Genomic DNA, 25052 nt, shown 5'->3' on the forward strand with positions numbered 1-25052 from the left:
AATGACCTATAAATTTAACGTTTCAGCACTTACAGTGCTCCTCAGTATTCTCTTTTCTGTCACCGTACAGGCCCAGGGAACCGTTCGAATATTCGGAAAAACAGTCAATGAAGATGGGAAACCAATTGTCGGTGTCACGTTACGCATTGATAACCAAAATTTAGCAACAACGAGCAACAATATGGGAACATACCAGTTCTCAAAAGAAACGCATTTACCGGCTCAGATAAAAGCCACCGCCGTTGGTTATTACCCAAGTACCACGACACTAGACCGTGTCACGTGGAACACAGCCAGCGGACTTATTATTACGCTTGTAAAAAACGACCAACAGCTCGATGAGGTCTTGGTGACTGGCAGGCGCAACAACTCGTACCTAACAAATGGCGTAGAACTTGGTGGTAAATTCGCCGGAAAACTCAAAGATCTTCCTCAATCGGTATCCGTTGTTAGCAAGGAGTTTATGGAAGACAAACAAGCCTTCCTAATTACGGATATGGTACATGACCTTGCTGGAGTAAACCAGGCGTCAGCATACGATGACTTTACCATCCGTGGGTTTAAAAGTGGTTACGAAAATGGGCTACGATTAGTAAATGGGCTGCGTTCCAGCTATGGTTATGGAACAAGCTATTTTCGGCCACCTTTAACCATAAACCTAGAAAGTATCGAAGTTCTAAAAGGACCAGGAGCATCCCTCTTTGGAGATATCACGCCTGGGGGAACAATCAATATGGTTACTAAAAAACCGTTAGAAGAGCATTATGGTGCCGTAAATTTCACCATAGGAGGCTTCCAGACCATGCGCAGTACCCTCGATATTGGAGGTCCCCTTGATGCAGAGAAGAAAGTATTATATCGTTTTAATGTTGGATACGAAAACAGCAAGACTTTTCGTGATGTAAATCAACGAAAAACCTTTGCCATAGCACCTTCATTTACCTTTAAACCTGCTAAAGGCACACAGGTGGATGTAGATCTGCTATACGATAATTTCAACGGTTACCTGGATCGTGGAATGGGCATCAAAAGCAATAATCTATATGCTTTATCTCGTTCATTTACACTGAGCCAACCATCGGATTTCTACCGTACAAAGAACATCTCCCTTACAGCGCGTCTGAAACAGGAAATTGGTCCGCACCTGACCCTGAATGTGAGTTATGCCAAAGCTATTTATCAAGAGGAGCTTAACGAACACCGTACACTCAACACGTTTGCCAATCCACCACAAAACACGGTGATGAACATGCGCTTTTTTGAAAAAAGCTTAAAAGATTATACCGATAATATGGTGGCTTACCTGAACTACAACTTGCGTACGGGGCGTGTCAACCAACATATCGTTCTTGGCGTAGATCACGCACAGTATAAAGGCGATCCCAATAACCAGCAAAAGGAGGCTCGTAGCATGATGGTGAACGGAACAGCGGTACCGCTCACTTTTGACTTAGAAAACCCAACATATGCCTTGCGGGATGTGAATTCGTATATCTGGCGCCCGCAAGCATCCTTTCCTTTCCTAAGCCCTTATCGAAGTACAGGAATCTATATTCAAGATCAGTTGACCATCGATAGATTGCACCTCATTGTCGGGCTTCGCCACGAACATTACTATTCATCAAGCCCGGACGTAAAAACACCATACTCCGGCACACAAAATGCTTGGCTACCACGTCTTGGCTTAACCTACACGCTGAACGATCAAATTAACTATTTCGCTAGTTATGCACAAGGTTACGTCCCTGTTGCATCAAATTATGTGGCCAACTACCAAGACTACGGGGCCGACAAACCTTTTACAGCGGAACGAAGCTATCAGATTGAAACTGGATTCAAAACGGGGTTCTTCCAAAATCAATTACAAATGGACCTTTCCCTATACCATATTCAGCGTGAAAATATGATGGTATCAACAGGCGAAACGAGTGAAACCGGCTTTCCAATATATCGTCAATCTGGCCGGGTCACTTCCCGTGGTATAGAGCTCGATCTACGGGGACAAATTACAAAAGAGTTACAACTAATGGGAAACTACAGCTTTAATGTAACCGATGTCAAAGAATCTTCTATTCCCGCAGAGATCGGCATGCCTCTGGGCAATGCACCCAAAAACATGGGCGGAGCATGGGTAAAATACGTGTTCTCTGCACATGCCTTAAAAGGACTTGGCTTTGGAACTGGTGTCTACTACGTCGGCAGTCGTCGCATGGACAATCCTATTGGTAAAGATGCACAGGGATTGGACACCTGGGGCTTTCTTCCTGGATATACCACGGTAAATGCCGCACTCTATTATCACGTAGGCGCACTAAAAGTCGCGGCCAACCTCAATAATGTCTTTGATAAATATTATTACGTCGGCGCCTTCGATTATACCCGGGCTTTCCCAGGAGCACCTCGACATCTAATGCTATCCTTGGGATATCGTTTTTAACACATTTAGAAAACGCACAAATCTTGATTTAAGAAGAATTAAGACTAATCTAGTCAAGATTTGTGCTATTCGATCACCCCAAATAGCTCGTAAATTTGAGCTATCAAAATAAGATAAGAAGTCAATATCATGAAGACCAATGTTCGGTACATTTTAATCCTAATCGGGATGCTAAGCATACTAGCATTAGGGTTTGCCCTCCACCAAAAGGAGGTTTTTGTACGAACAGCAGCACATGTAGATGTCCCTGGCACAACGCATATCAGCAAAGCCGCCGACCACCTCCTCACCGATGCATTGTCTTCCTTTATGAACAGTATTATTGACGATCAGAATTTTCCGACAGCTGAAGAAGAGTGGGGAAAGATGCTATTTGTAAGCATCACATTGCTCTTATCCTTTGCCTTTCTTCTGCAAACGGAGAAACCACTACGTGACGATCCGCAAAAAGGATCTGTTCAACTTGTCTTACAACCTAAATACATTCTTTATCATTCCATAAAGATCCCCTTCCTGGGTTAGGTTAAATTTCTCATCGTTTCTTTTATCAAAGATCTCCTTTGTTGGTTCCAAAGAATGGGAGCCGTAGGAAATCAATGAGATACACCTCACTCGCGGAAACGCGACCTGAGCTATACAACATGGCTTCGTTTCCAGATCTCTTTCACTTGTTTTTAATTAAAAAGTATATATCATGCATTTATTGCCTAGAGAAACAGAAAAACTTCTACTTCACCTTGCCGGTGAGCTTGCAAAAAAACGTAAGGCCAGAGGCCTAAAATTAAATTACCCAGAAACGATCGCCTACATCAGCAGTGAGCTGCTAGAAGCCGCTCGTGATGGCCGGACAGTTGCTGAACTTATGCAATATGGCGCCACATTACTTACACGGGAAGATGTGATGCTTGGAGTCCCAGAAATGATCCATGATATACAGATTGAAGCAACATTTCCGGATGGAACAAAGCTCGTAACTGTGCATAACCCTGTTAGATAATTACAAATACTATCAATATGATTCCAGGAGAATATTTTATAAGAGAAGAAGACATTGTCTGCAATGAAGGCAGGACTATAACCAAACTTTCTGTGGTAAATACCGGAGACAGGCCCATCCAAGTTGGTTCACATTACCATTTTTTTGAAGTAAACAAAATGATGGAATTTGACCGTGCGCAGGCGTTCGGAAAGCGACTAAACATTATTGCCAGCACGGCCGTTCGCTTTGAGCCCGGCGAAGCGAAAGAAATAGAGCTTGTTCCATATGCAGGCGAACGAAAAATTTACGGTCACAACGACCTAGTGAATGGAGATACCGAAACAGACGCCTCCAAGATAGAAGCGTTAAAACGCATGGAGAAAAACCACTTTAAAAACAAAGTATCATGAGCTTAAACGTAAGTAGAGTAAACTATACCGCCATATTTGGCCCAACCACGGGCGATAAAGTTCGTCTAGGAAATACAGAAATAATTATTGAAGTTGAAAAAGATTATGCCAGCTATGGGGATGAAGCGAAATTCGGTGGCGGAAAAACAATCCGCGACGGGATGTGTCAATCATCCAAACACCTGCGCGAAGAAGGCACCCTTGACATGGTAATAACTGGGGCAATTATTCTGGATCACTGGGGTATTGTAAAAGGAGATATTGGGATCAAAGACGGCAAGATTGTCGGTATTGGTCGGGCCGGGAATCCAGACACCATGGATAACATCACACCGAACATGATTATTGGAGCCTCCACAGAGGTTCATGGTGGAGCTGGATATATCGTTACACCTGCCGGCATTGATACACATATCCATTATATCAGTCCAACACAAATTGAGACCGCCCTATACAGTGGTGTGACAACGATGATCGGAGGCGGAACAGGTCCTGCGGACGGAAGCAATGCAACAACCGTTACACCAGGAAAATGGAACATGAAACGCATGCTTCAAGCGGTAGAAGCCTTCCCCATGAACTTCGGTTTCTTTGGAAAAGGAAACGTCGGCAATGAGCAACCTATTATTGAACAAATTGAAGCCGGTGCCTTAGGCGTAAAAATACACGAAGATTGGGGTGCAACGCCAGCAACGATAGACCGTGCACTATCTGTCGCTGACAAATATGATGTGCAAGTCGCCATTCACACCGATACATTGAATGAGGCCGGCTTCTTGGAAGACACAATGCAAGCAATTAACGGCCGAGTTATCCATACATTCCACACCGAAGGGGCCGGGGGCGGACATGCACCAGATATTATTAAATCAGCAATGTATCCAAATGTTCTTCCTGCATCAACCAACCCGACACGTCCTTTCACCAAGAATACCATTGATGAACATCTCGATATGCTCATGGTCTGTCATCACTTAAGTAAAGATATTCCAGAGGATGTCGCTTTTGCAGACTCTCGTATTCGCCCGGAAACAATTGCCGCCGAAGATATTCTTCAAGATGCAGGGGTCTTTAGTATCATGAGTTCTGACTCTCAAGCAATGGGGCGCGTTGGTGAGGTGATTACACGCACTTGGCAAACCGCCGACAAGATGAAGAAACAACTCGGACCACTTGAAGAAGATGCCGGAAAAGGAAATGATAACTATAGAGCGAAACGCTATGTTGCAAAGTACAGCATTAATCCGGCTATTGCACATGGAATATCAAATTACATCGGCTCTATTGAACCAGGAAAAATTGCGGACATGGTCATCTGGAAACCAGCCTTATTTGGAGCCAAGCCAGAAATGATTATCAAAGGAGGGATGATTATTGCTTCCAAAATGGGAGATGCCAATGCTTCCATCCCAACTCCCCAACCAATCATCGTACGCACCATGTTTGCCGGCTATGGTAAAGCGGTAACGGAAACATGCTTCAATTTTGTTTCTAAAGCTTCGATCGAAAAGGGTATCAAAGAAGAATATGGTTTACAAAAAACACTCCTCCCTGTCTCGGGCTGTCGAACCATATCGAAAAAAGATATGATACATAATGATGCCACGCCGGAAATTATCGTTAACCCAGAGAACTACGAAGTAAGTATTGATGGCAAAGTCTTGAAATGCGAACCTATAGATGAGGTGGCATTGGGTCAATTGTACTTCTTGTTTTAATTATATATGCCGCACAGATGATTGTCACTTCGATCACGCAAAATATTCATAAAAATCCTTCTTCGAAGAAGATAGATTTCCTACATATTGCTTGGTATCAAGCCACAAAGCGTATACAACGCCTACGTTCCATAGAGGGCACGGAGATTGCCATCCGCTTACTTGGTCACGGGCAGGCTTTACACGATGGGGATATACTTTTCGAGAATGATGAAAAAATTGTCGTTGTTCGGATTGACGCTTGTGAATCGCTCTCCATTCGTCCTCAAAACGTTTTAGAAGCTGCCTTCATCAGTGCAGAAATTGGCAATAAGCACCTCCCGTTATTTCATAACGGCGAGGAGCTTCTATTGCCCTACGAAAAACCTATGCACCAATGGTTAATAGCACAAGGCTATCAACCTAGTATAGCTGAACGGCAACTCTTGCATCCATTTACGGCAAATGTAGATCCTATACATCACCGCACCGTACAACAGTCAACAAAAAAAATCAAGCTAGTGATTCAAGATTAAATAATGGAAAAATCATTTTTAGGCAAACTACTTCATCTCGCAGACCCGACACTCCCTATTGGTGCGTATACACACTCAAATGGATTAGAAACCTATGTACAGATACGTTTAGTACAGGACAAAGAAAGTGCCGACCAATACGTGCGACACAACCTGTGGTACAACATGAAGTATAACGATGCCGCCATCATGAAGCTCGCCTATGAAGCAACGATGGTTCGTGATATCGATTCGCTCCAAGCATTGGATCAGGAGTGTTCTGCGCTCAAAAGTGCCAAGGAAATTCGTCAAGCAAGCCAAAAGCTTGGATTACGGTTGTTTAAAATATTCACCCGCTATGAAAAAGATAGCCTGGTAGAAGCTTGGGCCACACTTGCTAAGCAAAGGAAGGTAGACAGTCACTATTGTGTTATATATGGCATGTTTGCTTGTCTGCTACAAATTCCACTTGCCGAGGCAATGCATGCTTATTATTACAACGCTGCCATCGGTATGGTTACCAATGCTGTTAAACTCGTTCCATTGGGACAGCTTGACGGTCAAGATATACTCTTCGCCCTACATGATGACCTCGAAACACTGTGTGCCGAAACGTTACTGGTAGAGCGGCACCTGGTGGGTTTATGTAATGTCGGTTTTGATATTCGCTGCATGCAACATGAACGTCTTTATACGCGGATTTATATTTCGTAAGAGGGGCGTATCCTTTATCTCGGCAAGAATGATGACCTAAAAACATCATGGCGAGAAGGAACAGCGCAGCAATCTCAAGACAGTTAAAAAAACAGGGCTAACCTTTTTGGTTGTCCAATTTAAAATCAAAAAAATGGAAAATAGAAAATACGTTAAAATAGGAGTCGGGGGGCCTGTTGGTTCTGGAAAAACAGCGCTCTTGGAACGTCTCAGCAGAAGACTCTTAAATGAATTGGATCTCGCTGTTATTACCAATGATGTTTACACGAAGGAAGATGCGGAGTTTATGGCAAAAAATAGTTTACTTCCGCGTGAACGCATTATTGGCGTCGAAACAGGAGGGTGCCCACACACAGCTATTCGTGAAGATGCCAGTATGAATCTCGAAGCGGTTGAAGAACTTGCTGAACGCTTTCCAAACCTAGAGCTCATTTTAATCGAAAGCGGAGGAGACAACCTATCATCAACCTATAGCCCTGATCTCGCTGACATTACAATCTTTGTTATTGATGTGGCAGAGGGTGAAAAAATGCCAAGAAAAGGTGGTCCTGCAATCACCCGATCAGACCTTCTATTAATCAATAAAAAAGACTTGGCTCCATATGTCGGTGCTAGCTTAGAGGTAATGGAACATGATGCCCGAATGATGCGCAAAGGAGCTCCTTTTTTGTTTTCAAACCTGAGAATAGGGGAAGGGTTAGAAGAAATTGTGGGTTGGATTAAGAAGTATGCTCTCCTTCAAGATGTGGACGAACCAAACCTACTGCGATAGCCATGGTTTGCGAGTTAAATATTAAAGTCGCCCACCGTGCTGGAAATTCCTTTCTAAAGGATGCCTTTCTGACACCTCCCTTTCGAATTGTACCTGTTGGGCAATACAAAAAGGATAAAGCGGCCTACCTGATGATCATGAGCTCATCGCCGGGCTTGCTGGATGGCGATACGCATAACATAGAGGTCGACATTGCACAGGGCGCCAAACTTCAGCTACAAACGCAGGCATATCAACGTTTGTTTCACATGAAAGGTGACTCTGCGCAAACCATGCGTGTCAACCTCGGACAAGACGCAACCTTTTCTTTTGTTCCTCATCCTGTAGTTCCACAAAATGCATCCAGTTTTCGCAGCCATAATATCATCCATTTACAGAAGAACAATCATGTGTTGCTTAGCGATATTGTAACCTGCGGCCGCAAGATGTCTGGAGAATCCTTTCAGTACCATCACTTTCAAAGCCTAACAGAATGTTTTATCGAAGGTAAATTAGTCTTGAAAGATAATGTATTGTTACAGCCAGATAAGATGCCGATCCAAGGCCTGGGTATTTTGGAAGGATACACACATCAAGGAACACTGTTTTATTTAAATAGTGCCGGGGTAGATGTGCTGTCTTGGATAGATAAATTTCACCAACAATATGGTGATCGCGAAGACCTTGCCTTTGGTATCAGCGAACTGCAAGAAAAAGGTTTTATGGTACGCGTACTGGGACATGGCGCAGAGCCAATGTTCGACTTATTTAAAGATATACAAAATCAGTTATGGGACGCACTGTTCTTGCAATAGATGCTGACAATTAAAAAACTTTACAATGAAAAATAAAGTCCTGGCCTTTACAAAGGCCTTTTTTAGAGGTTTTGGACAAATTATGCTACAGGGGAATGCTTGGACAGGACTGTTATTTATTGGGGCAATCTTTTATGATTCTCCACTAATGGGGCTAGCGGCCGTATTATCCAATTTAACCGGAATAGCGACAGCCTACCTGATGCGATGTAAACAAGAAGATATCAATAATGGCTTATTCGGTTTTAATGCCAGCCTGTTTGGTATTGCATTAGTCTTCTATTTCGAAGAAAACACCTGGGTCTGGGTCACGATTATCTTGGGTTCTGTTTTATCCGCGATGTTAATGGCCGTTGCCCTACAGAAGAAGTTTCCGGTTTACACATTTCCTTTTATTGCAGTAACATGGATATCACTTTATGTTCTAAGTATTCCAGAACTGGCCATGCGCACCGTTCCCGAGCATTTTGTTGATATCAAACAGATGGATGACTTCCTAATCGAAGGACATGCCTTCGGCCAAGTTATCTTTCAAGGTAGTGTTACTGCTGGATTTATTTTTTTCCTCGGGGTATTTATCAGCGAACCAATCGCCGCTTTATATGGCTTTGCAGCCGTTATTGTCAGTATCTATCTTTCGCATTATGGCAACGAATCGCAAAGCCTCATCAATAATGGCACTTTCAGCTTTAACGCTGTGCTATGCGGCATTGCAATGAGTGGACAACGTATACGCGACGGTTTATATGTTCTAGTTACTGTCGTGATCGCAACCTATGTAGATCGTTTTATGCTGCACGGAGGCTGGACAACATTAACCTTTCCATTCGTCGTCGCCATGTGGATGCTTGGTCCAATAAAATGGGTAGACCGTTGGGTTGTTAACAAATGGAACATACTCCGCGGTGAACAAATTTAATTATTACTATGTATTTAAAATCTATATCACGTAAGGCTGGGCTTGTATTCATGGTGCTTATCGGTACATGGAACATCACCAATGCACAAATAAGTCCACCGGGTCTTGGTAAAGCCAAGACTGCATTTTGGGCGGCTTTTGGTGTACGCAAAAAACTCGACTCTCTCGGCACAAAGCAACACATGACCTATATTGGGTTAGGTCGTAAAAGCACGCCGGAAGCAAATAATCCCTTCTCCAACCAAGCAATCCTTGTTCTCAATCACGAGTACTATCATCGATTTACGAAGCATCAACAATACAGTTATGCTTTGAGTTACCGGAGACAGAATGCCTACGCGAGCAGCGCTCCCTATGATGGAGAGGGGGTAGAGCAGGAGTTTCGAGCTTACGGTCGATACGCCTATATCATACCCGCAGGCCGTTGGAAATGGACCAATACCGTACGACAAGAGTTTCGCAAATTTTTCACCTCGGATTTTGGCAAAGCAGAAGAAAATTTCCAGTTGCGCACGCGTATTAAAAGTCAGCTTGTATATACCCTCTCATCAAAAAATAAACAGTCTTTGGCTTTGAGCGCGGAAGGTTTACTCGCGACAAGTGCGATGAACGAAGCAGAGAAGCAATGGACACCATATGCTTATAAAGAGACACGACTAGGTATATACTATCAATTCAAAATACCGCGCAGCGACCTTTCTATGGATGTCGGTTATGTGAACAATTTAATTCGCGGCAACCATCAGGCAAAAGCAGGCATACATTACCTGGCAATGGACCTGGTCTGGGATTTACCATTTCATGATAAACCATAGGCGAACCTAGCTTAAAAATTTATGTTTCCTGTAGTCACTAGGAGAATAGCCTGTGATCTTTTTAAACAGACGTGTAAAATAGGACGGCGACTGATATTTCAATTCAAAGGCTATGCCTGCAATATCGCGGGTAGCATCCTGTAGTAGAATCTGACTATGCAGGATACTAATCTCATTGATCCATTGCTTCGGTGGTTTATTTGTCGCCTCCTTTACACATTTATTGAGGTAGTTCTCCGAAATATGGAGGAGATTTGCGTAAAAGAGTACATTTTTATGATCGATATGAAATCGCTGTACCAATTCACGGAAGCGAAAAGCAATATCCAGCTGTCGGCTCATGGGTGCACGTGTCTCGATATCTGTACGTATAATCTTAAGCAAAGCACTCTGCAATAACGACACACAGATATCCATCTGCTTCCCTTCTGTATAAAGCTCATCTTCCAACAACAGCAAAATGCGTTTGACCCACTCTGCAACGTGCGGTTTCAATGTTATAAAAGGGTTGGAGTTGAAAAACTTGATATCGTTTATCCCTAAAGCAATATCTGTAACAATTTCATTCTCATACACCACAAAGAATCCCTCAATATCATCGGAAAGCGATAAGGTGGCGGTGATATTTCCCTGTTTAATATTGATGGCTTGTTGCGCGGTCAGGGTATAAGACCCACTTTCTAAATGCTGCGTAAGTGACCCCTTGGTCACAAAGATTAAGAAGTTAAAAGTCGTCCGGTAAGGAACTACGGGCATCAGAATACTGCGCAGGTAGTTTTCGATCCTATATACCTGTATCTTACTCTCGTTGAACAACGTATGATCGCTAACATCGGGCAAGAATAATTTCTTGTATTCGTAATTACTGATAATCTTTATGGCAGACTTCATCTTCTTTGATCCTTTACACCCGCACCTAGCATTACACAAACACCAGGAAAATCGGCCTACACAAAGATACGTTTAATCACAGTCTTTAACCATTTCATTTCAAATAATTTACATTTTCCGGACACCGATTCGCTCCCAGAGATTCTCCCACCAACGACATCTCTGTATGAAGCGGTTCACACGGAGCTCTTTTGAAAAATAAACATCATCAACGACCTAATTCCAGACATCCGATAGGGGAGCATTTCTACGGGTAAAAAACATAGTTTTGACGGTATAATCGTTACTTTACTTGTTGCCTAAACAAGCTGATTTTCCGTATTTTTAAATACTCAAAACAGCTCAAAAACTACATCTTTAATGCTATTCAAACTTTTCTTTCTTTTTACAAAAATAGGCCTTTTTACTATTGGTGGCGGCTATGCTGTTATTCCGCTGATTGAAAAAGATATCGTATCTAGAGACTGGCTAACACATCATGAGTTTTACGAATTACTAGCGATCACGGAATCACTGCCTGGCGTTTTCGCAACCAATATTGCAGCCTTAGTGGGATACAAGATCGGCGGCATCAAAGGAGGAATAGTCGCAGCACTAGGAACAATTATCGCTCCTTTTGCAATTATCGTTTTCATCGCTATGTTTCTCTCCCGATTTCAGGACAATATATATGTAATCAAAGCTTTCAAAGCATTGCGCCCTGTTGTCGTTGCCTTGGTCGCAGCGCCATGTTATATGGCGATTAAGGTCAATAAAATGGGGCCGAAAGAGTTGCTTTTACCGGCAGCTGCACTCATACTTATGTGGTTTTTTTGCGTTTCACCAATATGGATTGTTATTGCCGGATGCCTCGGAGGAATCGCCTACTTCGAACTAAAAAAATAATCAAAAATTGAAATCATGATCTTTATTAAGCTTTTTTGGACTTTTATCAAAATTGGGACGTTTGGATTTGGGGGTGGTTATGCCATGCTTTCTATGATACAGGAAGAGGTTGTGACGCGTAATGGATGGATGACCAACCAAGAATTTACGGATCTTATCGCTATTTCGCAAATGACGCCGGGTCCAATTGGTATTAATACGTCAACCTATGCCGGATACAATGCCTTAGCAAATTTGGGATACCCGCAATTGGTCTGTATCCTTGGAGCTTTGATGACGACTATTGCACTGTGTTTGCCGTCCTTTATTATGATTTCGGTGATTTCTTATTTCTTTATCAAATTCCGATCGAACAGTTTTTTTTCGCACGCTATGCTGGGCATACGTCCGCTAAGTGTATCGTTGATTGCCCTTGCTGCATTATCTTTAGTCTCTGAAGAATCTTTTATAGATTATGTTAGCGTCATTCTCTTTGCGGGAGCGCTGGTTCTTTCTGTTAAATATAAGCTGCATCCGCTGCTGATTCTTTCGGCAGCAGCAGTGTTGGGATTGATTATTTATTAAAGGAGAGTTTATTAAGGAAGCCCGTTAAAAAATATCCTGCTGAAATCTGTTTAATTTCAACAGGATATGTTTGAGTATTGTAGCTCTAACAAACGTAACTAATGATAAAGTAAATAGCATATTACAGAGTAAGCACACAAGAGCAAGGACTTTCAGGACTAGGTCTTAAAGCTCAAAAGACAGACGTCAGAAAGTTGTTGCAGAACAAAGGAAACGTAATTAAAGAATACTAAGATATAGAAAGCGGTAAGAATAATCTTCGTCTCAAATTATTAAACGCGATAGAGGAATGTAAAAAACTCAAGCGACTTTAATCACTGCAAAACTTGATCGATTAAGTCGGAATGCAGCATTCATCTTCACACTAAGAGATAATAAAATAGATTTCGTATGCTGTGATATATATAACGCTAATGCAGTAACCACTGGTATAATGAATGTATTAGCTCAAGATGAAAGAGAAAGAATAACGGCAAGAACAAAATCCACACTGGCCGAATTGAAAAAACAGGAAAAAGTATTAAGCTCTCTACAAAACTTGAGTGATAAAACGAGAACGAAAAGTTTAGAAATCCGCACTAACAAGACATTAAAAGATCAAAACAATAGTAAGTCAGGATCTTTAATACTGTAAATGTAAGGAAGGGAAGTTTTTCTACAGGGTTATGAACGAACTAAATGAGATTGGTTTTTAGGTCCCGAAAAGGAAAACAATTCCAACAAAATCGAGCCCAGATTCTCTTCCAAAGTTAGAACACAGAAAAATCTTGATGAAAGGAATATTAATTGGTATTTTTACGAAAACAGAGTATAGATATATAAAAACAGGAGAGGTTTAAATTAAAACACATGTAGCGTTTGCTATTATTCAGGTTTATCAAAATCGCCAAATTGTTGAATTACCCTCAGAATAATAAGACTAATCCTCACGTTTTGCGTGGGCTATTCTTATTTGGAGTAAGAGTGTTTGGTGATGTAATAACGTGGTAAACAAATATAGATTAGTCCCACGCTTCTTTTTTGAGCATACTTGCTCTAGATAAATACAAACAGTAGAATATAACGAAATTGCTTAGGGGACCGAAAGCAAAATAAATTTATTAATTTATGCGTAGTAGACCATATGCAGATATATGTCAATCTAGCTTTCTATTTTGGACCTTAGGGAGTCTCTTACTAGGGAGTCTAATTTATATTCTTTTTCGTTCCCCTTCACTAAAAGTATTCGAATGGCTGGAAAATGTCGGACTATATGAATCTACAAATGTTATAAGAACTATCACCACCCCTTTATACCATTATATTCCAGAATACATCTTATTTTCCCTTCCTGATGGTTTATGGGTGTTTTCTTATTTATGTTTGATACTTCATCTATGGAGTGGAAAGATATCTACGCAAAATATCGGGTGGATAATCATAACCCCTGTTGTAGCAATTGGTTCCGAAATCGGTCAATTTTTTGGACTTATTATTGGAACTTTTGATTTATGGGACCTTATATTTTACATTATCGGAGGGACGTCCCCTTTCTTATTATTTAACAAATCAATCACTTACAACTTCCAAAAGACATGAACAGAAAGTTTAAAAACACTATTAAATCAGCTGTCGCATTCGTATTTTTTATCTTTATCGCCTATGGCAGCAAAGATACCGATAGCAGCAATAAAGATAAAAGTTCATCCAATACTGAATCCAATATAAATACTGATTCTAAATCCACTCAAATAGGAGAGCCATTATCCACTAAATATTTTGACGTTACCATAAACAGCGTAGGAATTGAAGAACTCGTCAACACAGGTAACCAATTTGCAGATTTGCCCAAAGAGGACGGAATTCATTATCTAATAATAAATGTAACTTTTAAAAACACAGATGATGAAAGTAGGATGCTTACAGATGGCGAGGTGTTAATAAATTACAACGGAAAGGAATACAAATACGATAGATCAGAAATGATAGCTCTCAAAGGATGGGGATTAATGCTAGACCAAATTAACCCCTTAACTTCAAGAACTACCAATCTCGTATATAAAATCCCGGCTGAAATTGTCGGGAAAGCATACTATAGACCTGGAAGAGCGAGTAAAAACGACCTCATTGAATTGGGGGAGATAAATTAAAATTAAACTTAAAATATAAATACTTATGATGGGTAATATTATCCTATTATTTACGATGAAGTCGTTTTAAAATGCTCTCCTAAAAAAAGGAAAATAAAGACGCTTCTTAAACACTTTGGATTTAAAAACGTTCGGTTTATGATACCACACTAATTTAACAAAGATTATAAGGTCGAAACAATAAACTGTGATTTATTAACCCAATTTGGAGGCTCATTATATTGCCTAACTTTCGAGCGTTAATGTATTAAGAAAAATTCTAAAAATCTTAGACGTTGAAAAAAGTCTCAAAATTTCTTGTCAGTCAAATCTATTTGATTGCACAAAGTTTGAAGATGTCTGGGACTTTGTATGGGAAGAATTAGAAATCCGCGAAGTTTTAAAGATTTCGCGGATTTTCATTAAAGATGGTAGCCCCGAGCAGAATCGAACTGCTATCAAATGTTTAGGAAACATCTATTCTATCCGTTGAACTACGGGGCCAAAAGCTACGTTACTCTTTTCGAAAGCATTACAAATGTAAACTTTTTGTTCTTTTTTTTATATAATCATTATCGATAGTCACATTAATCACGTAATAGATTTTAACAATAACTCATAGAGCCTTTCGATTGGCTTTCGACTAATAAAAGTCGTAAATTTGTAACACACAAGAAAAGAAAAAATATATAATATTATGAGTTTTACAGGTAAAAATTTTCCAAACATTACAGTTGATGCTATTGATTATTTAGGTGACAACTTCAAGCTTAACATTTTTGAAAAAGCAAAAAGCGAAGGCAAGAAAGTTTTACTTTTCTGGTACCCTAAAGATTTTACTTTCGTTTGTCCTACAGAATTACACGCATTCCAAGAAGCAGCTGCAGAATTTGCAAAACGTAACACAATCGTTGTGGGTGCATCTTGTGACTCCGCAGAAGTACACTTTGCTTGGTTAAATACAGCGAAAGATAATGGTGGTATCGAAGGTGTTGAGTACCCAATTATTGCAGATACAAACCGTAACCTATCTAGCGTGTTAGGTATTTTAGAAATGACAGAAGTTGAGCACCCGGAATACGGTACTTTGGTTGAAGGATCAGCGGTATCTTACCGTGCGACTTACTTAATCGACGAGACTGGAAAAGTATTCCACGAGTCAGTAAACGATATGCCACTTGGACGTAACGTAAAAGAATATATCCGTTTAGTAGATGCTTACTCACATGTTCAAACACACGGTGAAGTATGTCCTGCTAACTGGGAAGAAGGTAAAGATGCGATGAATGCTACCCGCGAAGGTGTTGCTACATACCTATCTGCAAACTAATTTCTAATACACAAAGAGGTTGTTACGTGTTCGCTAGAAACACGTAACAACCTACTTAAACAAGCTCCGAGAAAAGGCAAACAGCCTGTAGAAATCCGCCCATTTCCGGGGCGAGTAGTACGTTCCACTTTAAAGAAAAATGATCTTATGTTACATGAATTAGAGACTGATAGCCTACAAGAGGTTATTGACAGCAATAAAACAGTGATGGTACAGTATGCCGCATCATGGTGTGGTAACTGCCGAATTATGAAGCCAAAATTCAAAAAAATGGCGACAGAAAATGAAAATGTCTACTTTGTGATTGTGGACGCAGAGAAATTTCCAGAATCACGCCAGTTGGCGAATGTAAACAACCTGCCCACTTTTGCCGCTTTCAAAGACGGAAAATTTGTGAACCAGGTACAAACAAATAAAATTGACGGTTTAATCGACTTATTAAATGAAGCTACCAGTAATTAAACACCTGCTTGATTTCATTGAACAGAATGATGTAGATTTTGTCCATGAAACGATTGAAACATTAGAAGCATTAACGGAATCACCCGCATTAAAAGATGAAGAGCTCGATGTTATCGGTGAACTTATATCGAACCTGTATGGGGCCGTGGAGGTGGACAAACTAATAAAAGAAGGTACCCCAAAAAAAGAAGCTTTAAATGACTTTATGAAAAGGGTATTAGGATCGATAGACCAGTAATATTCAGCGTTCTCGCGACGATAAACGCACATTAAAACTTTTCCCGTATAACCCTGCTGTTTAAAACTCAGGGAGTGTGGAAAAGTTTTTTTTCAATATCGTACCTTTTAAAACTTATTAACGCTATTTTTACTAGTACTAAAGGTTACTATTTTTAAAACTATCAGCGAGTATCACTTCATGTTTTCACAAATTCAAGGGGTTGTATGTGAAGTTTTAGACAAAGATTTTTAATTGTTGGTAAGGGGAATCAAAGTTTTTTGATTCCCCTTATTGTTTCACAGCTTTTACAAAATAGCTGTTGCCTATTTTTTTATGTAAGTTTATCTTCAGGAACCGCCACTGCCGAACGTAAAGTCTGAGGCAGGAAGATGAACGCTTATAAACATTTATTTACGGATGAAAAAACGATATTTCAGCTTGTGCTTTTATGGTCTAATGATCATGCAATCTTTGGCCCAGACCAACCGACCGATGCATGCCGCCGACATACAACTGCAAATGGAAAAACTCAACACCTTGGGTTCTGTGCTGTACTTTGCGGCCCACCCTGATGATGAGAATACAAAATTGATTGCTTACCTCGCTTCCGAGCGGAAAGTACGCACAGCCTACCTCTCGCTAACTCGGGGAGATGGTGGACAAAACCTCATCGGAACCGAACAGGGGGTAGAGCTGGGACTTATACGGACACAAGAACTGCTGCAAGCACGAAAAATCGATCGTGGCGAACAATACTTTACATCGGCCTATGATTTTGGTTTCTCCAAGACGCATGCCGAAACTTTTCGCTTTTGGAATGAGCACGAAGTATTACGTGAGGCGGTTTGGATTATCCGTAAACTTCAACCCGATGTTATCATTACACGCTTTCCACCCGATGAACGTGGCGGCCATGGGCACCACCAAGCTTCGGCCATGTTAGCACGTAAAGCCTTCGATGCAGCGGCTGATCCAAATGCATTTCCAGAGCAACTAGTAGAGTTACAGCCTTGGCAAGCTAAGCGTCTAATTTGGAACACCGCAAACTTTATGCGTATGCAGGGAGACAGCCCTAATCAGCTAAAAATTGATATTGGTCAGTTTAATCCACTATTAGGCCATTCTTACGGCGAATTATCGGCCTTAAGCCGCTCTCAGCATAAGAGCCAAGGGTTTGGGTCGGCTGCAACGAACGGACAAACTATTGAATCGTTCGAACATGTCGCTGGCGCTGTAGCCAAACAAGATCTATTTGATCAAATAGATATCAGCTGGACACGTATACCTGGTGGCCGACCTGTTCAACAGGCAATCGACAGGTTGGTAGAGACATATAATCCGACCAACCCTGCGGGGGCAATACCCCAACTCGCGCAAATATGGCACCTGATCCAAAAACTGGACAACACCTATTGGAAAGAAAGAAAAACCAAAGAAGTAGAAAGCCTATTGCTTGCTTGTGCAGGAATGAAAGTCGAAGCCCTCGTCGAAAAACCATATTACACACAAGGGGAAAGTATTCCTTTTCGAGCGGAAATTATTGTTCGTAACCCCAACACACAAGCTTGCATCTCCTATATCAACGGCGAAAATATACAGCAGACGCTTGTCGGAAATAGTGTAACTAAGTTCAACGGACAACTGGCACAACAAACCTATACACAGCCCTATTGGTTAGCCAAACCGCACACACTGGGGAAATTTGAGGTTCTTCCCGCTAATTTCGGCTTTCCAATGAACCCTGATTTGCCGGCTGTAAATATCCTGCTAGAGATTGGCGGAATTGAAATTCCACTTGTTGAGCCACTGCAATATAAATACCTCGACCCGGTACGTGGCGACGTGCATGAGTATGTTCAGGTAAGACCTGCAATTGCTGTCGGCTTGGATCAACCTGTTCTACTTGCCCAAAAAGGAGAACGCAAGAAAATAACAGTTACCTTTTTGAATCAAGCAAACCTAGATAGTCAAAAAAACATAGAGGCGCAAATTGAAGGAACAGGGTGGACTATCTCTCCAGCACAAATCAAATTAAACTTTAAAGCAGATCAACCAACGCTTACACAGGAATTTGATTTGACCAACACCTCCTTGCAACCAGAACCCTCACTCTTATCTTTTTCAATAGATGGCAAACCTTTGAAAGCCGTTCGCGAAATTGCTTATACACATATTCCAACCCAAACATGGTTTCCAGAGGGCAAGATTCGTTTACAACCGATTGACATCATTAACCCTGTAAAAACAGTAGGATACATTATGGGGGCAGGAGACCGCGTTCCAGAAGCTTTACGCGAACTAGGTATACAGGTAGACCTCATTAAAACGCCTGATATCACTCCGACCTTGCTTTCAAAATATGATGCTATTGTACTGGGCGTCCGAGTCATGAATATCGACAAAAATATAGCGCAAAAAATGCCCATAATCGACGAATACGTAAAAAATGGTGGGGTAACTCTAATACAGTACAACGTAAACTCAAACCTTGCCGAAGCAGATTTTGCATCACGAGGGTTTACGATTTCGCGCGCACGTGTCACGGAAGAAGATGCAGAAGTACGTTTTAATGACCCAAAAGACCCTGCTTTAAACTTCCCTAACAAGATTACAAAAAAGGATTTTGATCACTGGATACAAGAGCGTGGGCTGTACTTCGCTGAAAAGATAGCGCCACGCTATCGCACACCACTATCGATGAACGACAGTAACGAAGCGCCACATAGCGGGTCACTACTGATAGAACGCCAAGGAAAAGGCAAATTTGTCTATACTTCCTTATCTTTTTTCAGACAATTGCCTGCCGGAGTTGCCGGAGCTAATAGATTATTTGTAAATTTGTTAGCAAAAGAACAATAACGAATATTTATAATGGAAAATCAAGTAGAAAAAAACGAGACTGTAAATGCTAAAGGAATCATCCTTTTGTTAGGAACAATCTTTGGTGGATTGATCTCAATTGTTACGTGTGGAACATTTTTAGGTTTCATTACGGGTATCATTGTTGGTTTAGTATTCGCTATTTTCTTTGTTAGCGTTTTTCTTCCACACAAATCGCATGACAGATAAGGGATTACCTCCTTTTGTTAAAAACTGGAACCAGTTCTATATCCTTGTGTTCGCATGGTTAGTTGTCTGTATTTTATACATGTACTGGTTTACTAGATATTTTGCATGAGTACTATTGACTGGATAGTACTCTTTTTTACGCTCCTACTCATTGTCGTATACGGCATGTATAGAAGTCGTGGCATTAAAAATATCGACGGGTTTATCGTTGGCGACAGAGAGCTTCCTTGGTACAATGTCGGCCTCTCCGTTATGGCAACCCAAGCGAGCGCCATTACCTTCCTTTCAGCCCCTGGTTTAGCCTACTCTTCGGGAATGAGCTTTGTACAGTTTTATTTTGGGCTCCCCTTAGCCATGATTGTCCTCTGTATTACTTTTGTTCCGATCTTCCATCGCCTTAAAGTATACACCGCTTATGAATTCCTAGAACAACGATTTGACTGTAAAACCCGTGTTCTTACCGCCATTCTCTTTTTAATTCAGCGCGGTATATCCACCGGTATCACCATCTTTGCACCCTCTATCATTCTGTCCAGCATCCTGCACCTAGATGTTACTTATACCACGTTAATAATTGGCAGTGTGGTCATCTTATATACCGTATGGGGCGGCACTAAAGCAGTATCATACACCCAGATATTACAAATGGGAATTATTTTTACGGCTTTATTTGCGGCCGGTTTTATGGTGATTGAGCTCCTTCCAGAACATGTTGGTTTCAAAGATGCTTTACACATCGCAGGAAAATCAGGCAAAACAAATGCCATTGACCTCAGCTTTGACCTCAACAACCAGTATACTGTATGGACTGGACTAATCGGTGGTTTCTTCTTGCAGCTCTCTTATTTTGGAACAGATCAAAGTCAAGTTGGTCGGTACCTTACTGGCGCATCCATACGAGAGTCACGAATGGGCTTACTGATGAATGGCCTGCTAAAGGTTCCGATGCAGTTCTGTATCTTGCTTATTGGCGTACTCGTTTTTGCCTATTATCAATTTCATACACCACCTTTGTTTTTCAACAATGTGGAGGTAGAAAAAATACAAAACAGCGCACACCGTGGGGAGTACAACCGTATTATGGCGCAACATGAGCTATTAAGTGCCCATAAAACAGCCATTGTAGAAGATTTAACCGTTGCACTAAAAAAGGATGACCAATCCGCCGTTCAAGTAAAACGCGAAGCTTTACAACAGAAAAATATAGAAGGACAGAAGCTCCGCAAAGATTTGGAGGCGCTTATGAAAAAGAACAACCCCGATGTAGAGCTTAATGACAATAACTATGTCTTTCTGTCTTTTGTCACCAGCACGTTCCCTAAAGGCTTTATTGGGCTCCTAATCGCCGTAATTTTCTTAGCCTCTATGGGCGCAACAGCAAGTGCGATCAATTCCTTATCATCTACCTCTGTAATCGATATCTATAAACGATTCATTAATAAAACAGGAACCGACAGAACGTACCTGATGGCTTCTCGTCTGTTTACGCTTTTTTGGGGCATAACAGCGTTAGTTGTCGCTCTCTTTGCCAGTAAACTAGGAAACCTTTTGGAGGCGGTAAATATATTGGGATCGCTCTTCTACGGTACCATTCTAGGCATCTTTCTAGTTGCTTTCTATTTTAAGAAAATAGGAGGGAAGGCTGTGTTTTGGGCCGCGATACTATCAGAAATTGTCGTCTTCTCCATATGGAAAGCAGATGTATTGGCCTACCTCTGGTTAAACCTTGTCGGTTGTATCTGTGTGATTCTCTTTGGGTATCTATTAGAACGCAGGAAAGTGACCGTATAAAACAAAAAGTGCTTGAGTCCTTCCTAATAACCTCTTTACACGCTCACTACTTAACCTAAAAATAGCGTCGGTATACATTATATAGAATCCGCCTATCATACGCAGTCATCGTGTCCGAAACATCCACGACAATAAATTTACGCTTAAATGCAGTAATAGCCGCCTTGAGGTTCGTTACATCATAACCAATGATACGAAGCGCATCTACATAATTAAAGTTCTCTGGAACCATTTCTAGGTTTGACTCATCGTACCACACGCCAAAGCCATTTTGTGCAAGTCGCTTCCACGGAAAAAAAACACTGGGGTCATCTTTCCGAGTAGGAGCAATATCAGCGTGCCCAATAAAGTTGGTAAAAGGAATCTGATATTTGGTCTTCAGTGTGTCCAAGAGACTCAACAGAGTACTGATCTGTGCTTCTGAAAAAGGCTCCTTACCACTGTTATCTAGCTCAATACCTATCGACATCGAGTTGATATCGGTAATATTCCCCCATTTAGATCGTCCGGCATGCCAGGCACGCAGATAATCATTCAGCATCTGCACCACTTGCCCATCGCGACCAATAACATAGTGGGAAGATACTTTTGCATGGGGCACCTGAAATGTACGAATGGTTTGCGCTATACTGGTCTGTGCCGTGTGATGAATAATGACATAATTCGGTTTCCGAAGGTCATAATGCATCGCTTCGGTCCAATCTGCCTGCTTATTTATTCCCTCACGCATCATCAGGCGAACACGATCTTCCGTTGTTAAAATTACAGGAAGGCTCGTCTCTTCAGGATCTTGATTCTGTATTTGCGGAACTTGAACCGTTTCCGCTTTTATTTTGGCACTATCGACTACAATAATAGGGGCTTTCGTGGGTTGCGGCGTTACCTTTTTTTTGGTTGCACAACTAACAAATACACTCACTAAACATAAACCGATAATTCCTCTCATCTACATTATTTATCGTGGCAAAGTATACATTAAGCCCATCGCCAACGCCTGGCTATGTTGTATTTTGGATGCTTCACCCGAGTTGTACACCATAATGCCCGACAAGGACACATTGATTAAGCTCGTTATCTTTGCCGTTAAGGTTGCATCCAAACGATGATCTGGATCTGTTAGCTCCTTATAATCGGCAAACATATTGTACCTTGCTTTTAAGTTCAAATTCTTTGCCAAGTTTCTATCAAGGTTCGCCGTCAACTGAAAAGCGAGGTCATTCCGGAAAGACTGTCCTGGTTTTAGTCCAAATTTCTCTTGATCTTTTGTGATCGGTTTATTTTCAGGATATTTTTCAGCATACTCAGCGATTGTCAAGGGTTTAACCCGGCTATCCAACACCAATGTCTGACGGGCAGTACCTGTACCCAAACGCAAAGAGAAGGTATTATCCGGCTTATACTCCAAACCGAAAGACTCCGTAAAGTATCCTGGTCCCATAAAACTAGACCAATACTCCTTAACCCGCTCTTTCCCATCGCTATCCTTATCGTACGTGTATCCGAGATCAAATTGTGATTCAAAGGTCAAGGAAACATATAAAGCCCATGTTTTAGAGAGTTTATAGGCTAACTTATTATCCCAAAAAATTCGGTCATTATTCTTTTTTGCCAGCTGATCCTTATTCTTGATCTTACCATATTTCAAATCAAGTTCCGTCACAAACTGAAAATTATTCTTATTGTATTCCGATTTATGCCAAGCCAGTCCGCCCAATGCTACCGAGTTTACTCCCCCTGCACTCCAGTTATCACTAAAAGAAGCCTGGTTCGCATTCAGTCCAAATTTTGTCCAGTGTTTCCAATAGTCAACTGTCATATCTAATTTCGGAATAGGAACGTGCAATTTATTCAACTTGGACATTGGCGAATCTTTGCTGTTTACAATGCTGGTGTCGGGCTTTGCACGGAGATCTTTTAAATCAACCTGTGCTGAAACGATGCTTGAGCCACTAGCGGCAAACAGGACAAGAAGTAACTTTACTTTGTTAAACATGTCTACTTAATTATTAACTTCTAAATCTAAATCGGGTAATTTCGGTAAAAGCCGCAAGTTAGGATTTAATTTAAACATTTCATACTTGCTCTGGATATAAGACGTCAGATCATACGGGCTGGCAGCTAGGACAAAATAATAGGTCGGACGATAATTAATCATGAAATTATTCAGCTGCTCTCCCGAAAGTCCCGTTAAATTGGAAACCAGATCGGGGGTAAATTTAGAGTCGATCACATTCTGTTCGTACTCTTGTTGAATAACCTTTGTCAACCGTTTCGCCTGCTTTACCTCTTTACTAAATAAACTATAAATAGCATTGATACTCACGCCCGCCCCGGTGGGCCCAACACTAAAAACACTCCCCGGATCCGAAAGCTTGTATGCCTTACTAAAATCTTCTCTTCTCTGCTTTAAGATCTCCTCAGGAGAACGCCGAGCCACAACACGCACTTCGGGTATATAGATGCTTTTTCGCGCTACATAAATAAGCAAGATCTTTTGCCCGGTGTACAGGATCGTGTCACCATAAAATCCTTCCTTTTCTGCAACAATCTTATCACCGACACTAACGCTAATTTCAAATTCACCTCGTGCATTATTAAAGATGTTCTCTCGTGTGGATTCATTTTTCACAAAGACCTTACCCACGCGTTGATTACTGTCTTTGTCAAACACAATTCCCTGCACAGTGAAAGCTTGCCCAAAAACTAAAACAGGACAGCTATACAAGAAAAGACACAGTATGATATTCCGTATAATTTTCACAATTGTAAAACTAAACGAAAGAATAATAACTTTTGTGTTTTTAACAAATTTTATACAATTGACTACTTGGAGATAACAAGTAGCTGACCCACAGAAATGCTATCTGAAGACAATCCGTTTAAGGCTTTAATCTGATCGACCGAAACATTATATCTCTTACTGAGCGCATATAAGGTATCGCTGCTCTTTACCTCATGGATAACCATCGCCACTGCACTTTTGATTTCTTCCGTATTTACCTTCGGTTCATCGACAGCCTTTTGCGCAATAAGTAATTCCACCTTTTCTTCTCGTTTCTCTTTCGTGACATACGACTTCTCTCCGCGGTCATACTGATAGAGCTCATAGCGCTCTATTAAATCGATGAGCAGTTCAGGATACCTTGGATTTGTTGCATAGCCGGCTTCCTTTAATCCGCGAGCCCATCCTTTATAGTCGTTCTTATTCAACAGAAAAAGTCGCTCATAGCGCTTCCTGAGCAAGAATTGGCTATGATCTTTAAACGACTGCTCCGCATTATCATACACGCGAAAACAGTCGTTTATATTATCATCAGGACGTGTTACAGATTTACCGTTCCACACCCCTCCACATTTAATTCCAAAATGATTGTTGGCATTCTGGGCGAGGTAACTATTTCCGCTCCCAGATTCTAAGATAGCTTGAGCAAGCTTAATACTCGCTGGAATACCATAGGTATTCATCTCTTCGATAGCGATCGTTTTATAACGCTCCACATACGACTTACCGGACTGGGTTGTTCCCCCGCTTTGTCCTTTTGACGACGTAGAACCCGTCTTTCCTGTTACAGCACCTTTGCCGCCTGATGGTGATTTTAAAACAACTTTTTTAGACGACGAACAGGCGCCCAAAAAGACTGAAACCGTCAGGAGCAACAGGAATATTTTTTTCATTTTTT

General features: G+C 41.2%; 26 protein-coding genes and 1 tRNA gene. 21 read left to right on the plus strand and 6 right to left on the minus strand.

Annotation, left to right across the window (positions count from 1 at the left end; translation table 11 throughout):
• The first annotated feature begins 1 nt into the window (after window position 1).
• From E2P86_RS17785 to E2P86_RS17835, 11 genes are all read left to right on the plus strand, one after another.
• The gene (locus E2P86_RS17785; protein ID WP_134433925.1) at window positions 2-2437 is read left to right on the plus strand and encodes a TonB-dependent receptor; all 2436 of its coding nucleotides are present in this window, start codon (window positions 2-4) and stop codon (window positions 2435-2437) included.
• Between the two features lie 168 nt (window positions 2438-2605).
• Window positions 2606-2959, plus strand: a complete 354-nt coding sequence (locus tag E2P86_RS17790; protein ID WP_134433926.1) for a hypothetical protein — start codon at window positions 2606-2608, stop codon at window positions 2957-2959.
• 172 nt (window positions 2960-3131) lie between these two features.
• On the plus strand, window positions 3132-3434 hold the full coding sequence (gene ureA, locus E2P86_RS17795; RefSeq protein WP_085473475.1) for an urease subunit gamma: 303 nt from the start codon (window positions 3132-3134) through the stop codon (window positions 3432-3434).
• 17 nt (window positions 3435-3451) lie between these two features.
• Window positions 3452-3826 carry an urease subunit beta gene (locus tag E2P86_RS17800; protein WP_134433927.1) on the plus strand — a complete coding sequence of 125 codons (375 nt, stop codon included), beginning with the start codon at window positions 3452-3454 and terminating at the stop codon, window positions 3824-3826.
• Window positions 3823-5544 (plus strand): urease subunit alpha, encoded by a 1722-nt coding sequence (ureC, locus tag E2P86_RS17805; protein ID WP_085473473.1) that lies wholly within the window; start codon window positions 3823-3825, stop codon window positions 5542-5544. The genes E2P86_RS17800 and ureC overlap by 4 nt, the downstream gene beginning before the upstream one ends.
• Before the next feature lie 17 nt (window positions 5545-5561).
• On the plus strand, window positions 5562-6059 hold the full coding sequence (locus tag E2P86_RS17810; RefSeq protein ID WP_134433928.1) for an urease accessory protein UreE: 498 nt from the start codon (window positions 5562-5564) through the stop codon (window positions 6057-6059).
• A 3-nt stretch (window positions 6060-6062) separates the two neighbouring features.
• Complete coding sequence (locus tag E2P86_RS17815) at window positions 6063-6752, plus strand: urease accessory protein UreF (protein WP_134433929.1); 690 nt, start codon at window positions 6063-6065, stop codon at window positions 6750-6752.
• A 133-nt stretch (window positions 6753-6885) separates the two neighbouring features.
• Entirely contained in the window at window positions 6886-7524 is a 639-nt protein-coding gene (ureG, locus tag E2P86_RS17820) for an urease accessory protein UreG (RefSeq protein WP_134433930.1), read from the plus strand.
• Window positions 7525-7526: 2 nt separating this feature from the next.
• Window positions 7527-8318 (plus strand): urease accessory protein UreD, encoded by a 792-nt coding sequence (locus E2P86_RS17825; RefSeq protein WP_134433931.1) that lies wholly within the window; start codon window positions 7527-7529, stop codon window positions 8316-8318.
• Window positions 8319-8343: 25 nt separating this feature from the next.
• Complete coding sequence (locus E2P86_RS17830; protein ID WP_085473468.1) at window positions 8344-9237, plus strand: urea transporter; 894 nt, start codon at window positions 8344-8346, stop codon at window positions 9235-9237.
• An 8-nt stretch (window positions 9238-9245) separates the two neighbouring features.
• Window positions 9246-10052, plus strand: coding sequence for a DUF2490 domain-containing protein (locus E2P86_RS17835; protein WP_134433932.1), 807 nt, complete (start codon window positions 9246-9248; stop codon window positions 10050-10052).
• A 6-nt stretch (window positions 10053-10058) separates the two neighbouring features.
• On the opposite strand, the gene E2P86_RS17840 is transcribed toward E2P86_RS17835, so the two are convergent.
• The gene (locus tag E2P86_RS17840; protein ID WP_085473466.1) at window positions 10059-10943 is read right to left on the minus strand and encodes a helix-turn-helix domain-containing protein; all 885 of its coding nucleotides are present in this window, start codon (window positions 10941-10943) and stop codon (window positions 10059-10061) included.
• Window positions 10944-11303: 360 nt separating this feature from the next.
• Between E2P86_RS17840 and E2P86_RS17845 the strand changes: the two genes are divergently transcribed.
• The 4 genes from E2P86_RS17845 to E2P86_RS17865 all read left to right on the plus strand — a co-directional run bounded on the left by E2P86_RS17845 (window position 11304) and on the right by E2P86_RS17865 (window position 14521).
• A complete protein-coding gene (locus E2P86_RS17845) occupies window positions 11304-11828 on the plus strand; it encodes a chromate transporter (protein WP_134433933.1) in 525 nt (174 codons plus the stop codon).
• A 15-nt stretch (window positions 11829-11843) separates the two neighbouring features.
• On the plus strand, window positions 11844-12392 hold the full coding sequence (locus E2P86_RS17850; RefSeq protein WP_134433934.1) for a chromate transporter: 549 nt from the start codon (window positions 11844-11846) through the stop codon (window positions 12390-12392).
• 313 nt (window positions 12393-12705) lie between these two features.
• On the plus strand, window positions 12706-13026 hold the full coding sequence (locus tag E2P86_RS17855; protein ID WP_134433935.1) for a recombinase family protein: 321 nt from the start codon (window positions 12706-12708) through the stop codon (window positions 13024-13026).
• A gap of 940 nt (window positions 13027-13966) precedes the next feature.
• Window positions 13967-14521 (plus strand): DUF4352 domain-containing protein, encoded by a 555-nt coding sequence (locus tag E2P86_RS17865; protein WP_134433936.1) that lies wholly within the window; start codon window positions 13967-13969, stop codon window positions 14519-14521.
• 408 nt (window positions 14522-14929) lie between these two features.
• Here the strand turns inward: E2P86_RS17865 and E2P86_RS17870 are convergent.
• A tRNA-Arg gene (locus tag E2P86_RS17870) sits at window positions 14930-15004 on the minus strand.
• Window positions 15005-15197: 193 nt separating this feature from the next.
• Here E2P86_RS17870 and E2P86_RS17875 point away from each other — a divergent pair.
• The 6 genes from E2P86_RS17875 to E2P86_RS17900 all read left to right on the plus strand — a co-directional run bounded on the left by E2P86_RS17875 (window position 15198) and on the right by E2P86_RS17900 (window position 21372).
• Window positions 15198-15830 (plus strand): peroxiredoxin, encoded by a 633-nt coding sequence (locus E2P86_RS17875; RefSeq protein WP_085473463.1) that lies wholly within the window; start codon window positions 15198-15200, stop codon window positions 15828-15830.
• 147 nt (window positions 15831-15977) lie between these two features.
• Window positions 15978-16292 (plus strand): thioredoxin family protein, encoded by a 315-nt coding sequence (locus tag E2P86_RS17880; protein WP_085473462.1) that lies wholly within the window; start codon window positions 15978-15980, stop codon window positions 16290-16292.
• On the plus strand, window positions 16273-16530 hold the full coding sequence (locus E2P86_RS17885; protein ID WP_085473461.1) for a DUF6952 family protein: 258 nt from the start codon (window positions 16273-16275) through the stop codon (window positions 16528-16530). Before E2P86_RS17880 ends, E2P86_RS17885 begins: the two co-directional genes overlap by 20 nt.
• A 399-nt stretch (window positions 16531-16929) precedes the next feature.
• On the plus strand, window positions 16930-19371 hold the full coding sequence (locus E2P86_RS17890; protein ID WP_240775542.1) for a PIG-L family deacetylase: 2442 nt from the start codon (window positions 16930-16932) through the stop codon (window positions 19369-19371).
• A 12-nt stretch (window positions 19372-19383) separates the two neighbouring features.
• Window positions 19384-19581 (plus strand): hypothetical protein, encoded by a 198-nt coding sequence (locus E2P86_RS17895; protein WP_085473459.1) that lies wholly within the window; start codon window positions 19384-19386, stop codon window positions 19579-19581.
• Between the two features lie 105 nt (window positions 19582-19686).
• Window positions 19687-21372: a sodium:solute symporter gene (locus tag E2P86_RS17900; protein WP_134433937.1), complete on the plus strand. Its 1686-nt coding sequence runs from the start codon at window positions 19687-19689 to the stop codon at window positions 21370-21372.
• Window positions 21373-21427: 55 nt separating this feature from the next.
• On the opposite strand, the gene E2P86_RS17905 is transcribed toward E2P86_RS17900, so the two are convergent.
• The 4 genes from E2P86_RS17905 to E2P86_RS17920 all read right to left on the minus strand — a co-directional run bounded on the left by E2P86_RS17905 (window position 21428) and on the right by E2P86_RS17920 (window position 25047).
• Window positions 21428-22318: an N-acetylmuramoyl-L-alanine amidase gene (locus tag E2P86_RS17905; protein WP_134433938.1), complete on the minus strand. Its 891-nt coding sequence runs from the start codon at window positions 22316-22318 to the stop codon at window positions 21428-21430.
• A gap of 9 nt (window positions 22319-22327) precedes the next feature.
• Entirely contained in the window at window positions 22328-23365 is a 1038-nt protein-coding gene (locus tag E2P86_RS17910) for a DUF3078 domain-containing protein (protein WP_134433939.1), read from the minus strand.
• A gap of 6 nt (window positions 23366-23371) precedes the next feature.
• A complete protein-coding gene (locus E2P86_RS17915; RefSeq protein WP_134433940.1) occupies window positions 23372-24133 on the minus strand; it encodes a hypothetical protein in 762 nt (253 codons plus the stop codon).
• A gap of 62 nt (window positions 24134-24195) precedes the next feature.
• The gene (locus E2P86_RS17920) at window positions 24196-25047 is read right to left on the minus strand and encodes a glucosaminidase domain-containing protein (protein ID WP_134433941.1); all 852 of its coding nucleotides are present in this window, start codon (window positions 25045-25047) and stop codon (window positions 24196-24198) included.
• Between the last annotated feature and the right edge of the window lie 5 nt (window positions 25048-25052).

This window comes from Sphingobacterium psychroaquaticum, assembly GCF_004421025.1.
Taxonomy (GTDB): Bacteria; Bacteroidota; Bacteroidia; order Sphingobacteriales; family Sphingobacteriaceae; genus Sphingobacterium; species Sphingobacterium psychroaquaticum.

Bases quoted from the DNA above. Each gene is read 5' to 3' on its own strand.
- ureA (WP_085473475.1), top strand. From the start codon at position 3,132: ATGCATTTATTGCCTAGAGAAACAGAAAAACTTCTACTTCACCTTGCC.
- E2P86_RS17850 (WP_134433934.1), top strand. From the start codon at position 11,844: ATGATCTTTATTAAGCTTTTTTGGACTTTTATCAAAATTGGGACGTTT.
- E2P86_RS17885 (WP_085473461.1), top strand. From the start codon at position 16,273: ATGAAGCTACCAGTAATTAAACACCTGCTTGATTTCATTGAACAGAAT.
- E2P86_RS17875 (WP_085473463.1), top strand. From the start codon at position 15,198: ATGAGTTTTACAGGTAAAAATTTTCCAAACATTACAGTTGATGCTATT.
- E2P86_RS17810 (WP_134433928.1), top strand. From the start codon at position 5,562: ATGATTGTCACTTCGATCACGCAAAATATTCATAAAAATCCTTCTTCG.
- E2P86_RS17835 (WP_134433932.1), top strand. From the start codon at position 9,246: ATGTATTTAAAATCTATATCACGTAAGGCTGGGCTTGTATTCATGGTG.
- E2P86_RS17865 (WP_134433936.1), top strand. From the start codon at position 13,967: ATGAACAGAAAGTTTAAAAACACTATTAAATCAGCTGTCGCATTCGTA.
- E2P86_RS17800 (WP_134433927.1), top strand. From the start codon at position 3,452: ATGATTCCAGGAGAATATTTTATAAGAGAAGAAGACATTGTCTGCAAT.
- E2P86_RS17830 (WP_085473468.1), top strand. From the start codon at position 8,344: ATGAAAAATAAAGTCCTGGCCTTTACAAAGGCCTTTTTTAGAGGTTTT.
- E2P86_RS17880 (WP_085473462.1), top strand. From the start codon at position 15,978: ATGTTACATGAATTAGAGACTGATAGCCTACAAGAGGTTATTGACAGC.
- E2P86_RS17910 (WP_134433939.1), bottom strand. From the start codon at position 23,365: ATGTTTAACAAAGTAAAGTTACTTCTTGTCCTGTTTGCCGCTAGTGGC.
- E2P86_RS17920 (WP_134433941.1), bottom strand. From the start codon at position 25,047: ATGAAAAAAATATTCCTGTTGCTCCTGACGGTTTCAGTCTTTTTGGGC.
- ureC (WP_085473473.1), top strand. From the start codon at position 3,823: ATGAGCTTAAACGTAAGTAGAGTAAACTATACCGCCATATTTGGCCCA.
- E2P86_RS17840 (WP_085473466.1), bottom strand. From the start codon at position 10,943: ATGAAGTCTGCCATAAAGATTATCAGTAATTACGAATACAAGAAATTA.
- E2P86_RS17895 (WP_085473459.1), top strand. From the start codon at position 19,384: ATGGAAAATCAAGTAGAAAAAAACGAGACTGTAAATGCTAAAGGAATC.
- E2P86_RS17785 (WP_134433925.1), top strand. From the start codon at position 2: ATGACCTATAAATTTAACGTTTCAGCACTTACAGTGCTCCTCAGTATT.
- E2P86_RS17825 (WP_134433931.1), top strand. From the start codon at position 7,527: ATGGTTTGCGAGTTAAATATTAAAGTCGCCCACCGTGCTGGAAATTCC.
- E2P86_RS17790 (WP_134433926.1), top strand. From the start codon at position 2,606: ATGCTAAGCATACTAGCATTAGGGTTTGCCCTCCACCAAAAGGAGGTT.
- E2P86_RS17900 (WP_134433937.1), top strand. From the start codon at position 19,687: ATGAGTACTATTGACTGGATAGTACTCTTTTTTACGCTCCTACTCATT.
- E2P86_RS17845 (WP_134433933.1), top strand. From the start codon at position 11,304: ATGCTATTCAAACTTTTCTTTCTTTTTACAAAAATAGGCCTTTTTACT.
- E2P86_RS17890 (WP_240775542.1), top strand. From the start codon at position 16,930: ATGAAAAAACGATATTTCAGCTTGTGCTTTTATGGTCTAATGATCATG.
- ureG (WP_134433930.1), top strand. From the start codon at position 6,886: ATGGAAAATAGAAAATACGTTAAAATAGGAGTCGGGGGGCCTGTTGGT.
- E2P86_RS17905 (WP_134433938.1), bottom strand. From the start codon at position 22,318: ATGAGAGGAATTATCGGTTTATGTTTAGTGAGTGTATTTGTTAGTTGT.
- E2P86_RS17815 (WP_134433929.1), top strand. From the start codon at position 6,063: ATGGAAAAATCATTTTTAGGCAAACTACTTCATCTCGCAGACCCGACA.